Origin of the sequence: Roseimaritima multifibrata (assembly GCF_007741495.1) — a bacterium.
Taxonomy (GTDB): Bacteria; Planctomycetota; Planctomycetia; order Pirellulales; family Pirellulaceae; genus Roseimaritima; species Roseimaritima multifibrata.
On sequence record NZ_CP036262.1, the window covers coordinates 4,530,309 to 4,543,468 of the forward strand.

Consider the following 13,160-nt stretch of genomic DNA (forward strand, 5'->3'; position numbering starts at 1 on the left):
GTTCACGGGCGGCTCACCTGGGAAAAGTCAGGAAGTTGGTCGGCACTGAATCGACCAAACCAGACTCCGTTGGCAGACAGGTAGAATTTGGGTTCATCTTGACGCATGGCCGCGGCATCGACGTGAAGAATTATCGGCTCAGCACGCCGCGCGCCGACTTTGATCGCTGTTGCCTCGTCGGCAGCCAGATGGACATGATTTCGAGATCGCTTCTGCAACCCGCCGGCTCGGATTCCTTCGACGAACGCAGCAGGGGGCGTAAAATTTAATAGAGAGCGATTTGCAGGTCTCTGAATGAAAATGGACCATGCCAGCTTGTCTGGATTGAAGCACAGACCAAAGAGCCGGTTGGACCGAAATTTTCCCGAAGGGAAGAACACAAATCTAGACAAATCTACACGCATTGAACACGAATCAAAACCGGCAGCCGATACGCCGGAAGAATGCGTGTACGATTAGCGAAGATCAGTTCCCAACACGTACCACCCATACAGATCAAATCTGTGAAGATCCGTGTTCATCCGTGGCAAAAAAAAATATTCAAAGCTCAGTGTGTACCAGTTTATCAAATAAGACCTTTAAAAGTTGGACCTTGCGATCGGAATTGTCCGACAGTCGATCGCGAATCTGATCGACCGTCAGCCATTCATACTCTGACACTTCGGCGGGGTTGCAGGTGATCGAAGTATCCTTAGCGACCTTGCTGAGTGAACCATAGTAAGCCTTCCCCTGCATCGGCCGGATGGAAAACTTAACATCGCGGCTCCCTTGCCGCTCCGGGATCGCTTGGCGTCCCAGCCAAACCGAGCGACGAAAGTGCATCTGGTTTCGCCCGATTCCAAGCTCAACTTCCAAACACTCAGTGGTCGCCCGTTCGACGGAAACGTCGGGTTGGATTCCTTCCTGCGGTGGCATCCAAGCGTCGCGACTGGCCGCGGGCTGAACAAACAAGAACGCATCCCGCTCGAGCGATTGAATTAAACAAATCACGACCGGCCGATAGCCCAACAAACGCTCGCGCGTCGGCCGATCATAAGCCAACTTCCCAGCAACCTTGATCCAATCAAGCATCGGCGTCTCCCTTTCCCACCCAATGAAACTTATCCGCTGACTATACCCATTCGCCATCCCAGCGATACGCCACTAACTTTCCGCCCTTCGCCAAGCTGTAGTCCGTGCAGGCCACGTTGGCCGCCAGCAGCGTGGCCGCCATAACAACCGCCGGCGACGTACAAAGGCAACGTCTTCACACTACTCACGTGAATACTGAACGCTTGCGAGTTGCGCTTCTTTGGGAAGGCTGGTGACGTCCACAGCAGGCGATGGTTGCCGTAGGAGCAAAAGACTTGCGGCTTCTGTGCCCGGTCGACGCTTTGCGCGTCGTTGATCGCGGAATTCAGGGGGATCTTTTGGGGGCGAATGATAGCTTGTCGATTTCGGCGGGCTGGTGGGCGAACCGGACTTTTCTTTCGCACCTACGTCGTTGATCGCGGCTGAATTTCAGACAGTCGGATGTTCCGGGATTTAATACTCGAGTCTTGATTGCGCAACACGATCTCTCTCTCGCTGCCTGCTCCCGCCGCTTTGGCAAGCGGTTGCCATGCTCAGCGAACCGTCAAATGCTAACCTCGGATTGCTGTTTACATCGCAGAGCAAAATCGACTCTAATGGGGGGGCTAACTGACATCTCGCAACGAATTTTCGATCGTGTCCGAGCATAACCCAACATCGATCTGCAGGCTTACCCCAACGTCGCCAAGCGAATCGCCACGGGCGACCGTTATCATGACGACGTTTCGCTCTCCCGACTACCTGCATCGAGTGCTCCAAGGATACTGCCATCAATCGACTTCGGCTTTTGAAATGGTCGTCGGCGAGGACGGATGCACCGAGTCAACACAAGCTGTCATCCTCCGCTTAGCTGCACAGGCATCGTTCTCGATTCGTTACCTGTCCCAACCGTACCAAGGATTCGGAAAAACACGCCTTCTCAATCGGGCAATCCAAGCCGCCGCGGCCCCCTATTTGATCTTCACCGACGGAGACTGTGTTCCGCGAGCCGACTTTGTCGAGCAACATCTAGACCTTTGCCGCCCTGGACATTTTCTTTCCGGGGGCTGCTGTCGCCTACCGCGCCGGCTGACCAATCGAATCCTGAAGGGAACTGTCCCGTTCCCAAATGTCACGAAGCTATCCTGGCTGAAAGCGGAAGGCTTCGCTCCGTCCTCCAAATGGACCTGGATCGACCGCCGCCCCCAATTGGCCCCTTGGTTCGACTGGGCCACCACCACTCGCCCAACCTTTAATGGGCACAATTCTTCGGCTTGGAAACAAGACCTCGTGCGCGTCAATGGCTTCAACCTGGAGATGCGTTATGGCGGGCTCGACCGGGAACTGGGCGAGCGACTGGAGAATGCTGGGATCCGCGGTTTGCAAATTCGTCACCGTGCGATCGCCTATCATCTGGACCACGATCGCGACTATGTCAACGAAGCCGACTGGCGGCAAAACGGTGCCATTCGCCGTCAGGTTCGCCGCAGCCGGATCACCCGAGCACGACGGGGCCTTCAGGAATTACCGGGCAAGGCCCTTGAGCACCCCATCCTCTCGTATCGACGCAAGCGCCGAGGCGTTGATACGATTTATTTCCAATCGGCCGGAGCAACTAACGATGGATAAGATAACGACTCGCAAAGACATCCGCACCAGCGCCAGTGTGCAGACCCAAGCCGACCAGATCTTCGCAGCTCTCGACCAGCCTACCGCAGAGCTCGACGGACAAAAAACCTTTCCTCAGGATTTTTCCGCTTCGGGCGCAGGAAAAGGTGGTGGCGGAGTCGCCAGCATCGAAAACTGATCGCAGCGCATCCCACCTCGCATCTATCATTCGCTTGCTCTCCCGCGGCTTCACCGTCGCGAGGGAGCCGGTGGGATGGGCAAACGGACTGACGAAAATCATGCAAATCGACCTCAAAAAAAACAGCGGACTACTCTGGACCGAGGCCTCCGTGCTGCAGTGGAAGCACGAAAAGACGGTAGGCGTCCTGCTAGCGCTGGACAAACTGTTTCGATCCGTTGCCAAACCGAGCGAAAGCGAAGCGGAATACAGACGATTACTGGCCTGGTGCCAACAGGCGGAAGAAGCATCGTTTACGCAGGTTTTCTGCGACCCGCGCGCTTACCACTGGGCTCGCGTCGCGTTTGACTTGGTGGCGGCGGTGCATCGTGGCGCAGGCATCTCCACAGGAACCGCAGAATACCTGCGAGACCTGGAAATCGCCGATCCGCAAAAAGCCCTCGCGTACCACCTGAATCAATTCAACGTATTCGTGGCAGCCCTGGCGGTGCAATCCCATGTGTCGGTCGCCTTCGCACCAACCCTTCTGAACACTCCGGCCTTCCTACCAGGAACCGCATTGTCGATTTCGCATCCATCGTCCCAGATTCATCTCTGCGGGGTGCAACCCGATGGCACGCTGGTGGTGCTTGTCGATGGAGCGAAACGACGGTGTTCGACGCGGCCCCCGTTGCCGCAAACCAACGACAAACCAACCCAGCATGTTGAACCAACCCTGCACGTTGGGCCGCAAGTTGCATGCGGCAAGGGCAGCATCACCCTCCAACCACACGCCTTCAACGTCCCTGGTTTAAAGGACATCCGTTCGGTCGTCTCGGCGCAAGTCGAAGACCAGCGCGATGTCATCGAGACGCTCTCCAGCTGTCTCGAAACGATCCTCCGATTCGCTCCGGAAACCCATCGTCAAATGGAGCATTCACTGCGTGTGATCGCATTCAAACCGCCGGGCGCCGGAGAGGTTTTCAATACCAGTTGCTCGCGGCTTCCTGGAGCCGCGATTTTTACCGCATCTCGCCACCCATTGATGCTGGCCGACGACCTGATTCACGAATTCTATCACAACCGTTTGTTCGCTTTGGAAGAGCGCGTCGCTTTCTTGGTCGATGGCATCGACGCAATTCGTCCAACCACGTTTTACTCGCCCTGGCGCGATGACCCCAGACCGATCTACGGCCTGTTTCATGCAGCATTCGTATTCGAGCGGGTCCACGCGTTCTGGATCTCTGCAGTCAAATCAGGTTACTTGGCCGACATGCAATTGGCCTACGCAAAGTCGCGTGCTGCGAAGCTGGGACACCAGCTACAGATCACCCTTGCCCAGTTAATGTGCTGGGGCGAATTCACCACGGAGGGTCGGTCGATTTGCGAATCGATCAGCGATTCGCTGAAGGCGGATCTAATGGTTGCGGAATCGCTGCGGATCAACGGCGATACACCGTTGGTTGATTTTGATGACCAAACGGGCTTCCAGTTCGACGTTGACGAAGCGGGAGAGCCGATCCGGACTCGAGACGATGTTATCCGGCACATCCGGGAATATGATCTAAACCACCGAACGGCTCAGGTAGTCAATAATCACTTCGACGAGGTCCGCGATTTTGCCGTCGCGATGCGAGAATTAATTCCAACGGCAGTCGAGCTGTAATCTTGCCGCGATGGAGACGCGGCAAACCGCTGCCCCTTTCCTAAGCGGTTGACATTTACTCACGCGACCCGCCGTCGCTGGCCACGCCTCAACCGCTGGTAAACGGCGCGGGCCGGGATTTCGGCCGCTCGCCACAGCGGCACGACGCGTTTCGCAGACAGTGGTACGTGACCGCTGCGGTCGTCGATCTCACGCGTCGCGTCGAAAAAGCGAGCATCGAACCAATCCTGCACCCGGGCGCGAACCGGCCCCCCGTCGCCGTAGTCGACCGGCATCATGGGGTTGGTGTTGATCTCCCAAACCTGCAACCTTCCCTTGCAGACGCCATAATCAATCCTACCGAAATCGATGCGAGCGGTATCGAAGATCTGTCGCAGTTGCCTTTGGTGAGGGTCTTCCGCAAGGTATCGCCATTCTTCGTCCAGGTAGTTTTCCTCCAGATGCTCCCAACCTTTCACACACCAATGACTGGCGAAGAACAGATGCCGAGGAATGATTCGATCGCCAATTTTGAAGGCTGCGTACTTTCGGTAGACGCCATCGCCGTCGGAAACGTCACAGAATTCAACCACCAACTTGCCGTCGCGGCCGCCGCAACGCTGCTGGAAGAGCTGCCCCCACCGCTCGAGCTCGGGCTGATTGTAAAGCAGTGGTGACAGTGGCCCTTTGTGATCGTCTTCGCCGCGGATAAAAACCGGAAAGTGAGCGGGCTGTGGATATTCGGCCAAGCGGTAGACGCAAAAGTCGTTGAGGCCGCGTTCGGCGAGCGTGTTCAGCAGATTGAAACGAAGCTGAGTTTCGCCGGGAACATTTAGAACGTGAAAGCGATCATCGCTCCGCATTCGCCGTTCGATTTCCGCCGCCCGCCTTGTGGCCGTTGCATCGAGGCGTTCCAGGTCGGAAAAGATGTACGTTCCCGGCGCATAGCGTTGCTGCAGAAACAGCCGACCGTAACACAGCGGGCGAACGCGAGCTGCCAGCGGAGCTCCCCGAGACGCCAAACACTTTCGAATCGTGTAGTTGTGTCGTTTGGTCGTCAGGAAATAAATCATCGCTCGTCCAGGCTGGCATCCATAGGGGGAAGATACAAAATCATCGTTTCGGGGATACCCAATCCACCCCACACCGGTCAACGGCGATTCGCCCCGTGGCAGAAGCTTCCAGCCTGTGACGAAAGGACGCGAAGAGCGGCATCCACTTCGGATAGCCATCAACGATCGGATCTTGCCCGTACACGATAGGGCGACAAATTTGCTCGAGTGACCATTGCCCATGCCGATCGTTGCCACTGTCCAACAAGGCCTTGGCTGCAAGGCCACAGCGTTCAAATCATGGAACTACAGCGATCGCAAATCAGTCATGGAGCCCTGGGTATTAAAGTCGCCTTGGGCAATCCGGTCGGCAACGGATGCAAATTGGGATGCAACGTGTGGGCGAGAATTTCCAGACTGTCGACCAACCGTGGTCCGGGACGGCTGAAGTATGCCGATCCGTCGACCGCATAGACTCGACTGAACCGAACGCATCGAAGCGATTCCCAATTCGGAAACGCTCGCAAGATTGGCAGGTCCTCCAGCGTCCGTTTAACATCAAAGCCACAACACGCGATGATCATAACTTCTGGGTCTGCCGCGACGATCTCTTCCCACGGCGTCGTCACCGATCGTTCGCCTGCAACACCGATCGCCTCGCGCCCGCCAGCGAGAGCCACTAACTCAGGACTCCAATGGCCCGCACAAAACGGCGGGTCGATCCATTCGAGCAAGAGGACCTTCGGCCGCGACGTGACCCGCTCTGTCCGGAGAGCAACTGCATCGACGCGTGCTTGAATTCGGAAATGAAACGCTCGCCTTGATCCACCGCGCCCGCGGCCGTGGAGACTTGCCGAATGCACTGCATCACATCAGCGAAACATGTCGGTTCGAGATTGATTACCGCCGGATTGCCGGGCAGCGAGCAAGCTGCCGATCGCACCTCACTTTCGGCAACCGCACAGACGTCGCACAAAGCCTGCGTGACGCTTAAATCCGGCTTGAGCGATTCGAGCGTCTCCATTTTCAGCGAATACCACGCCTTCTCGGTCTTCAGTCGCTCGCGAACCAACGTGTTGATCTCGCCGCTGGTCGCGTCGTGCGGAATCAGCGTCCCGGTGACTGCGGGCAGTTGCTCAACGCCCCGCGGATAGTCACATTCGTGTGTGACACCGACTATCTGATCGCGAAGCCCAATGTCGCAAATGATCTCGGTCGCACTGGGAAGGAGGGAAACAATTCGCATGCCGAGCCGTCAAACCATGGGATATTGGAAAAGTAAACGCTCTTCAATAACGCTATCGTAGAGCGTGTGCTTACCAGCACCATCACGCTAACTTTCACCGCAAGCTGAAAACAAACACTCGAAAGGTAAACGGTCATGCCCGAAATCCAACAATTCCTGGCCGCGACAACCTACGCGGTCGCCGGCGCGTCCGCTCGCACGCACAAGTACGGCCACAAAGTCTTCATAGCCCTACTCGGTTCCGGCCGCGAAACCTATCCGCTCAATCCAATCACCGAAGAAATCGAAGGGCACAAGGCTTATCCAAAAATCGCCGACCTTCCCGTCGTCCCCGAAGCCCTCTCGATCATCACGCCACCGGAAGTCACACGCCAGGTCATCGCCGACGCGATTCGTGCCGGAGTGAAACATATTTGGATGCAGCCCGGAGCCGAACACTACGAAGCTAGCCAATCCGCACGCGAAGCGGGCATCAACGTCATCGACGACGGCAGCTGCATCCTCGTCTTGCTGGCTCGCCAATCATGACGCGAGACACAGTAAATGTTCGCAATGCCACGAACCAAGATCGCGATGCGATTCTTTCGGTCCATATCAATGCCCTCGGCGCCGACGAAAGTCCAGTGCTCGCCATGCTCGTTAAGGAAATGCTCGTTAAGGAAATGCTCGTTGAGGAAATGCTCGTTGAGGAAATGCTCGTTGACGCATCCGGCGAAGGAAGCGTTTTTCCACTGATCTGCAACAAACAAGGAAGCAAATCATGTAAGTCGCGCAAAAAAATCAGGCAAGGACGATGCAGCGGCTGTGGAGATCGAGAAACTTGGCATGCACCCGGTGGTGGACTCGTGCGATATCCCCGGACTTGCAATGGTCGAACAGGTACTCCGGTCACAAGCCGTCCAATGTCCCAACGTGATTTCTGGGAAGGCAATGCATCGTTGCCTTCGATCACGGATTGTATACCATACCAATGGGTTCGCTGCTCAAAACCGTAACGCTGATGGAGGTGATGAAGATGCCCAGAGAAGCTCGTGGGGAAGGGATCGATCCGAATGCGATTCAGTCCTGCACTGGATCGCGTGGTGCGTCCGCAAAGCGTGGCTTTTTGGAACCGATCCCGCTACTGGTGAGTGTTGCGAGCACCGTAGCGTTTGGATCCGCGATCCGAATCGAGTTCCTGGCATCGGTGGTCACGCCCGATTGCCTGACTTTTTCAATCATGAATGAAAAGTGAGTGGCTGTCTTTCCTTTGCAAATCTGCTTAATTTGGAACGTCCGCGGACATGAGATCAGCCATCCGCTCTGAATTTAGGCGTCGAGCGTTTCGGCGACACCACGGGACACCAGCTCACGAGGGTGCAGCGTGAGCGCTCGACCGGGTAGCGTCGTCAGCACAACACAGACAGAATCGGTGGTGGGATCCGCCCAGCAAATCGTGCCTGTCGAACCGGAATGCCCGAAGACATCCTCTCGGGCGGGGCCCTTCAAATCGCTTCCCAGATCGAATCCAAGTCCACGGGCTTTCATGTTAGCTGGATTGTGATTCTGGATCATCATGCGTGCTGTCCGCGCTTGCAGCATCTTGCCTTGAGGATGCAGGAACGCATCGAGGAACCGCGCCACGTTAGGCGACGACGAAAACGCTCCACCCCAGGGAGCGCCCAGACGCCGCCAATAGTCACTATTCCAATCCCAGGATTTGGCGGCGGGGTCTCCGGCGCCGGATTCGGGAGCGGCGCGTTCGACTTGGCACCGCATCAATGATTCTTCGTGCAATCGACCGATTCCCAGTGCCGTCTGTTTCAGCTGCAGCGGCTGACAGACAACTTCATCGACCAGGACGGCAATCGGCTTCTGCGTGACTCGCTGAGCCACTTCGGACGCCAGCAGAATGGCCATGCTGGAATAACTGTATTTGGCCCCCGGCTTAAACAGCAATGGAGTCCGTATCGCAGCAGAAATAAATTCCGATAATGGCGCGTGAGACGCTCGCAGTTTCGCATTCTCGGGCAACTGATCGGGCAGTCCCGAGTTATGAGTCAACAGTTGCCGCATCGAGATACTCTCCCGGCCATCGCCCTGAAACTCGGGAAGATACTTCACGACTCGATCATCTAGTTTGAATTCGCCTTCATCGAACAGCGACATGATCGCCGCAACCACCATCGGTTTTGAGATGGATCCCAGCAGGAAGCTGGCATCCGCCGTTGCGGCACCTCCGTAAGCCTGTGAGAAGATATCGTCCTTCCACCGCACGTAGAAAGTTGCGGATTCGATTACACCGGATGCGGTTGCATTTCGCAAAATCTCAGCAGCAGCATCGAAGCGACCTTTTCTAACGGCAGCCAACAGCGGCGTGACTACGACCAAGCCCAATCCGGCTTGAAGAATTTGGCGGCGTTTCTGACGTTTCATAATTCGACTCTCTTTGGCTGACTGACTCGGGCGACCATCAGAAGAATTGTAACCGTTGATTGAATGACGCGAGGAAAGACATAGCAGCAGCCCCAACGACAATCAGTCTAGCAATATCACCTGTCGCTGCACGAAAGCGTCATAGACTCCGCGATTTTCAGCAGCATGCTACGTTGGCGGAGCGAAATAGGCCCATAGCCAGCAACACCGAACTCGCTGCGATCGGTCACACGTTGCCACAGAATACTTGGATCCCGCTCCACCGTCCCGAGGAGGCTAGCGTTTATGGGGACGCCAAATTAGGCTGTTATCTTCCCTGAAAAGAGGGACTATCTTCCTGCTTGGGAGTCATGAAAAAATGAACGTAACAAGCGAACAGAGAACGAGGCCCTAAACCTAAAAGGGGTTGGAGGGCAGATAGCGCTAATTCCCCCTCCGTTTTTCGATCTCGCGACCTAATCCAAGGCTGCTGATGACCAACTCTATCTGCCGACTGGTACTCTCCGTTTCCCTGATCGCCCTCGTACTGCGCCCCCACACAACTGCTGCTGCGGGAATCGATAACGTAGTTGCCGCTCAAGCGAGCATCAACGCGGCCCAACCGGGGGACGAGATCGTGCTAGCCGCCGGACAGTACGATGACTGGGAGTTAACGATTGAGAAGTCCGGTACGGCGGAGTCGCCGATCACGCTCCGCGGCGAAGCCCCGGGTGCCGCGGTCTTCAGCGGCAGCAGTGCGATCGTCGTCACCGGTGATCACGTCCTTGTCCGCGATTTGGTTTTTAATGCCTGCGAACCGAAGTCAAGGCGGAGTGTGATCCGTTTCGACGATGCCGAAGCTTCTCGAGTCACGGCGAGTGTGTTCCGTGATTCGCGAATAAAATCCGGAAGCGCCGTCGTGGAAATCACCGGGAAAGCGAGCGACTGTCGTGTGGATCACTGCCGTTTTATTGGCACGCAATACCTTAGCCTCCGTGTTGTCGTCGACGATGCCTCGCTCCGAGATGGACCGCCCGTTGGCACACGGATCGACCATAATATTTTTCGCGAGATTCCGCCACTTGGCGCAAACGGTGCAGAAACGATCCAGATCGGCAGTCGCGCCTATCCTCATTGCGAACTGGAAACATTCGTCATGGTAGAGGAAAATGTATTCATCCGTTGCAATGGAGAAGCCGAAATCATCAGCGATAAGACGTCGGAGAATACATTTCGCAAAAATCTGTTCCTTGACTGTCGCGGTGAACTGGTGATCCGACATGGCAACCGGAGTACGATCGCCGATAATCGGTTTGTCGGTTGCCGCGGCGGGATTCGACTCTCAGGCGGGGGACATACCGTCACCGGCAATACGATCATCAACAGCAGTGGTTCGGGGATTCAGCTGTATTACGGAGTAGAGGACTCCAAACATCCCGCTGCCTACTTGCCTGTCACCAATTGTGTAATCCAGACCAACACAATTATCAACGCGAGCGGAGTGGGTTTGATGATTGGTGCGAACCGCAATCAAAGCTGGCACTCGGCGCGATGGGCAAAAAAACCATACAACGCCTCCGCATCGATGTCAGCCACGATCGCGCCAGCGAAGAACAAGATCAGCGAAAATACCATCATTGGGAAATCCGACCGTTTGATCGTGAGCGATGAAGCTCCCGACAATGAGATTCGAGATAACGTGCTAATCGATTCAGCCAGAATTCCCTGACCCACCCGTTGTCTGCCGAAAAGGAATCCGGCACTACCCACTGTCCGGGCCCGATCTGGCGTTACTCGCTTTTCGACATGTCGCCTGACAAGCCCACTTATTATGGCGGCGTTCTCGATTCTTGCAGTGTGCGTCGCGACCAGGGTGGAGGCGGCCCAAATGTTACGAATTTGTTTTCGTCAACAGACCACCGCAACCAGTCAGTTGAACAGTTCCGCAGTTCATAAGGAAATACGGAGCTGATTCAAAACGACAGAAGCGCGATGAACGTCGAGTCGATCGTGATCAAAAGTGCGTTCTGAGATCATGCGTGATTTCGAGGACGGGGACGATTCTAGGACTGCAACAACGACCTGTTCATATTCGCCCTTTACCAGATGCTGATCGGTTTATTCCAGTCCTTGTGCAGTTGGGATTATTCTACGACTACCAAAACAACATCAAGCAGTACACCAAGTGGCAACAGTACTTGCGTGACAATCAACCACCGGTGCTAATCGTCTGGGGCGAGCACGATGCGTTCTTTCCTGTGCCTGGTGCCGAGGGATATCGCCGCGATGTGAAAGACGTCGATTACAACATCCTCAACACCGGGCACTTCGCCTTGGAAGAAGAAGGACCGTTTATTGCAAGAAAGCTCCGTGAATTTCTATCATCGCGTTTGTAAAAAATCGTGCTGGCGATTCAATAATCTCTGAACACTCTCAATCGGAAAATACAATGAACCAGAAAGTCGTTGACTCATTGTGTCTTGCCGTGGCCGACACCTACTATCGGCGAACCAAATTGAAGAGCAGGGTGCCGATCCTATTTCTTCCTACGTTGGGGTGTCCTGTTCATACCGCCCGATCTTGTCGGCAACTTGGCGACGGTTTCGCTCGACAGACTTTGGCGACTGATTTGGGAAGAATGGCAAGTCTTCGATCGCGCCCCCCATTCTGACCAATGGGAATCGCCATTGATCTGCATCGCCGGAATTGTTCATGATTGGCGATGGGCGACGTAGAAACAGTTCTCGTATCCGTGGCACGGCGGTTGACGCCTGCGGACCCAAGCGAACCAGCGCCGCTCGGATCCCATCCATCGTTGAGCGTCGATCTTGCCCAAGCGGCATCGCTAGAGCGTCGTCCAGCATTGCATCGTTTTTTGGCATCGCGTGCTTCGGACCAAGGTCGGCCAAGGTCGCGATCAATGGTGCCGCTTGTTGATAGACCTCAGGCGAATTCCAAAGCGCGAGATACGTTGGACCTGAATCGGTGAACGTCCCCGCGGGGATGCTTGCCAAACGCTCGCCTAACCCGACATGCCTGACTATCCCGCCGTTCATCCTGTATCGCACCGAGCACGCGCGCATGAGAGCGATTCGCGGCGACGACCGGCAGCTCGATTCGCTGGAAGATCGCCAGCAATCCGAAGCGCGATTGCACGTCGAGATCGAACCGGGCGTTCGCGCCGATCGGCTATCGAGCGACCTCCGTTCGTTCGACCTCAACAAGATCGCCGACGCTTTACAGCCATCGCGTGATCGAGATTTCCGCTACCTCGGTTTGCAAACGATTTACGATCGCTACTTGACGCACATCGAAGGCCGCCGGATCGAAACGCCGCAGTACTTTTGGATGCGAGTCGCGATGGGATTGGCACTCGCCGAAACCGAAAACCGCGAAGACCGAGCGATCGAATTTTATGAGCTGCTGTCTTCGCTGCGGTTCACCAGTGCCACGCCCACGCTGTTCAATTCCGGCACGCCACATCCGCAACTGAGCAGTTGCTATTTGACCACGGTTCAATACGATCTGGACCATATTTTCAAGTCGGTCGGCGACAACGCTAGGCTTTCCAAGTGGGTCGGCGGCCTGGGTATCGACTGGACCAACATCCGCGCCACCGGTGCTCGCATCAACGGCACCAACGGCGAAAGCCAAGGCGTGATTCCGTTTTTGAAGATCGTTAACGACGTCGCCGTCAATCAAGGCGGCAAACACAAGGGTGCTGTGTGTGCCTACTTGGAAACTTGGCACTTGGATTTTGTTGAGTTCCTGCCTCTTCGCAAGAACACCGGCGACGAGCGGCGACGGACTCGTCTTTCATTTCGATCACGTCGTTCTCGAACCGTTCTTTAAGCTCTGCCCGCTTCGCCGAACGTGTTTTGCGGTCAACACCGTACGCAGTGGGACGATGGTTCGCGACATCGCGGATCAGGCTCGCAATATCTGAGGCTGCATAATTTGTAGCTGCCGCAACAAAGTCCTTTCGAT

General features: G+C 55.7%; 16 protein-coding genes. 8 read left to right on the forward strand and 8 right to left on the reverse strand.

The genetic code is table 11. From position 1 onward, the window contains the following. Positions 1–2: 2 nt before the first annotated feature. Both FF011L_RS16370 and FF011L_RS16375 read right to left on the reverse strand, forming a co-directional pair. Positions 3–404, reverse strand: a complete 402-nt coding sequence (locus tag FF011L_RS16370) for an RNA 2'-phosphotransferase (protein ID WP_246109456.1) — start codon at positions 402–404, stop codon at positions 3–5. A gap of 136 nt (positions 405–540) precedes the next feature. Beyond that, a complete protein-coding gene (locus FF011L_RS16375) occupies positions 541–1,071 on the reverse strand; it encodes an NUDIX domain-containing protein (protein ID WP_145352691.1) in 531 nt (176 codons plus the stop codon). Positions 1,072–1,785: 714 nt separating this feature from the next. On the opposite strand from FF011L_RS16375, the gene FF011L_RS16385 reads away from it, so the two are divergent. The 3 genes from FF011L_RS16385 to FF011L_RS16395 all read left to right on the forward strand — a co-directional run bounded on the left by FF011L_RS16385 (position 1,786) and on the right by FF011L_RS16395 (position 4,502). After that, complete coding sequence (locus FF011L_RS16385; RefSeq protein WP_145352692.1) at positions 1,786–2,679, forward strand: glycosyltransferase; 894 nt, start codon at positions 1,786–1,788, stop codon at positions 2,677–2,679. Further along, positions 2,672–2,857, forward strand: a complete 186-nt coding sequence (locus FF011L_RS16390) for a hypothetical protein (RefSeq protein ID WP_145352693.1) — start codon at positions 2,672–2,674, stop codon at positions 2,855–2,857. Before FF011L_RS16385 ends, FF011L_RS16390 begins: the two co-directional genes overlap by 8 nt. A gap of 100 nt (positions 2,858–2,957) precedes the next feature. Next, positions 2,958–4,502 (forward strand): aKG-HExxH-type peptide beta-hydroxylase, encoded by a 1,545-nt coding sequence (locus FF011L_RS16395; RefSeq protein ID WP_145352694.1) that lies wholly within the window; start codon positions 2,958–2,960, stop codon positions 4,500–4,502. Between the two features lie 59 nt (positions 4,503–4,561). On the opposite strand, the gene FF011L_RS16400 is transcribed toward FF011L_RS16395, so the two are convergent. Genes FF011L_RS16400 through FF011L_RS26880 form a run of 4 tightly spaced genes read right to left on the reverse strand, consistent with a single transcriptional unit; the run spans position 4,562 to position 6,779 of the window. Then, on the reverse strand, positions 4,562–5,554 hold the full coding sequence (locus FF011L_RS16400; RefSeq protein ID WP_145352695.1) for a hypothetical protein: 993 nt from the start codon (positions 5,552–5,554) through the stop codon (positions 4,562–4,564). Between the two features lie 40 nt (positions 5,555–5,594). Beyond that, the gene (locus FF011L_RS27255; protein ID WP_145352696.1) at positions 5,595–5,801 is read right to left on the reverse strand and encodes a DUF1569 domain-containing protein; all 207 of its coding nucleotides are present in this window, start codon (positions 5,799–5,801) and stop codon (positions 5,595–5,597) included. A gap of 58 nt (positions 5,802–5,859) precedes the next feature. Then, positions 5,860–6,213: a TroA family protein gene (locus tag FF011L_RS26875; RefSeq protein WP_246109457.1), complete on the reverse strand. Its 354-nt coding sequence runs from the start codon at positions 6,211–6,213 to the stop codon at positions 5,860–5,862. After that, positions 6,213–6,779, reverse strand: coding sequence for a TroA family protein (locus tag FF011L_RS26880; protein WP_246109458.1), 567 nt, complete (start codon positions 6,777–6,779; stop codon positions 6,213–6,215). The genes FF011L_RS26875 and FF011L_RS26880 overlap by 1 nt, the downstream gene beginning before the upstream one ends. A gap of 135 nt (positions 6,780–6,914) precedes the next feature. On the opposite strand from FF011L_RS26880, the gene FF011L_RS16415 reads away from it, so the two are divergent. Further along, complete coding sequence (locus tag FF011L_RS16415; RefSeq protein ID WP_145352697.1) at positions 6,915–7,307, forward strand: CoA-binding protein; 393 nt, start codon at positions 6,915–6,917, stop codon at positions 7,305–7,307. A 442-nt stretch (positions 7,308–7,749) separates the two neighbouring features. Continuing rightward, positions 7,750–8,013, forward strand: a complete 264-nt coding sequence (locus FF011L_RS16425) for a hypothetical protein (protein WP_145352699.1) — start codon at positions 7,750–7,752, stop codon at positions 8,011–8,013. 74 nt (positions 8,014–8,087) lie between these two features. Here the strand turns inward: FF011L_RS16425 and FF011L_RS16430 are convergent, their stop codons facing one another. Then, the gene (locus tag FF011L_RS16430; RefSeq protein WP_145352700.1) at positions 8,088–9,194 is read right to left on the reverse strand and encodes a serine hydrolase domain-containing protein; all 1,107 of its coding nucleotides are present in this window, start codon (positions 9,192–9,194) and stop codon (positions 8,088–8,090) included. 472 nt (positions 9,195–9,666) lie between these two features. Between FF011L_RS16430 and FF011L_RS16435 the strand changes: the two genes are divergently transcribed. Then, complete coding sequence (locus FF011L_RS16435) at positions 9,667–10,902, forward strand: polysaccharide lyase 6 family protein (RefSeq protein WP_145352701.1); 1,236 nt, start codon at positions 9,667–9,669, stop codon at positions 10,900–10,902. A gap of 403 nt (positions 10,903–11,305) precedes the next feature. After that, positions 11,306–11,569 (forward strand): alpha/beta fold hydrolase, encoded by a 264-nt coding sequence (locus tag FF011L_RS16440; RefSeq protein ID WP_218932683.1) that lies wholly within the window; start codon positions 11,306–11,308, stop codon positions 11,567–11,569. Positions 11,570–11,719: 150 nt separating this feature from the next. Here the strand turns inward: FF011L_RS16440 and FF011L_RS16445 are convergent, their stop codons facing one another. Next, positions 11,720–12,229 carry a hypothetical protein gene (locus FF011L_RS16445; protein WP_145352702.1) on the reverse strand — a complete coding sequence of 170 codons (510 nt, stop codon included), beginning with the start codon at positions 12,227–12,229 and terminating at the stop codon, positions 11,720–11,722. A 25-nt stretch (positions 12,230–12,254) separates the two neighbouring features. On the opposite strand from FF011L_RS16445, the gene FF011L_RS16450 reads away from it, so the two are divergent. After that, positions 12,255–13,025, forward strand: a complete 771-nt coding sequence (locus tag FF011L_RS16450; protein ID WP_246109459.1) for a ribonucleotide reductase N-terminal alpha domain-containing protein — start codon at positions 12,255–12,257, stop codon at positions 13,023–13,025. Positions 13,026–13,160 lie beyond the last annotated feature (135 nt).

What these genes read in the sequence shown, in the direction of transcription:
- FF011L_RS16370 (WP_246109456.1), bottom strand. Translation starts at nt 404, where the DNA reads ATGCGTGTAGATTTGTCTAGATTTGTGTTCTTCCCTTCGGGAAAATTT.
- FF011L_RS16375 (WP_145352691.1), bottom strand. Translation starts at nt 1,071, where the DNA reads ATGCTTGATTGGATCAAGGTTGCTGGGAAGTTGGCTTATGATCGGCCG.
- FF011L_RS16385 (WP_145352692.1), top strand. Translation starts at nt 1,786, where the DNA reads ATGACGACGTTTCGCTCTCCCGACTACCTGCATCGAGTGCTCCAAGGA.
- FF011L_RS16390 (WP_145352693.1), top strand. Translation starts at nt 2,672, where the DNA reads ATGGATAAGATAACGACTCGCAAAGACATCCGCACCAGCGCCAGTGTG.
- FF011L_RS16395 (WP_145352694.1), top strand. Translation starts at nt 2,958, where the DNA reads ATGCAAATCGACCTCAAAAAAAACAGCGGACTACTCTGGACCGAGGCC.
- FF011L_RS16400 (WP_145352695.1), bottom strand. Translation starts at nt 5,554, where the DNA reads ATGATTTATTTCCTGACGACCAAACGACACAACTACACGATTCGAAAG.
- FF011L_RS26880 (WP_246109458.1), bottom strand. Translation starts at nt 6,779, where the DNA reads ATGCGAATTGTTTCCCTCCTTCCCAGTGCGACCGAGATCATTTGCGAC.
- FF011L_RS16415 (WP_145352697.1), top strand. Translation starts at nt 6,915, where the DNA reads ATGCCCGAAATCCAACAATTCCTGGCCGCGACAACCTACGCGGTCGCC.
- FF011L_RS16425 (WP_145352699.1), top strand. Translation starts at nt 7,750, where the DNA reads ATGGGTTCGCTGCTCAAAACCGTAACGCTGATGGAGGTGATGAAGATG.
- FF011L_RS16430 (WP_145352700.1), bottom strand. Translation starts at nt 9,194, where the DNA reads ATGAAACGTCAGAAACGCCGCCAAATTCTTCAAGCCGGATTGGGCTTG.
- FF011L_RS16435 (WP_145352701.1), top strand. Translation starts at nt 9,667, where the DNA reads ATGACCAACTCTATCTGCCGACTGGTACTCTCCGTTTCCCTGATCGCC.
- FF011L_RS16445 (WP_145352702.1), bottom strand. Translation starts at nt 12,229, where the DNA reads ATGAACGGCGGGATAGTCAGGCATGTCGGGTTAGGCGAGCGTTTGGCA.
- FF011L_RS16450 (WP_246109459.1), top strand. Translation starts at nt 12,255, where the DNA reads ATGAGAGCGATTCGCGGCGACGACCGGCAGCTCGATTCGCTGGAAGAT.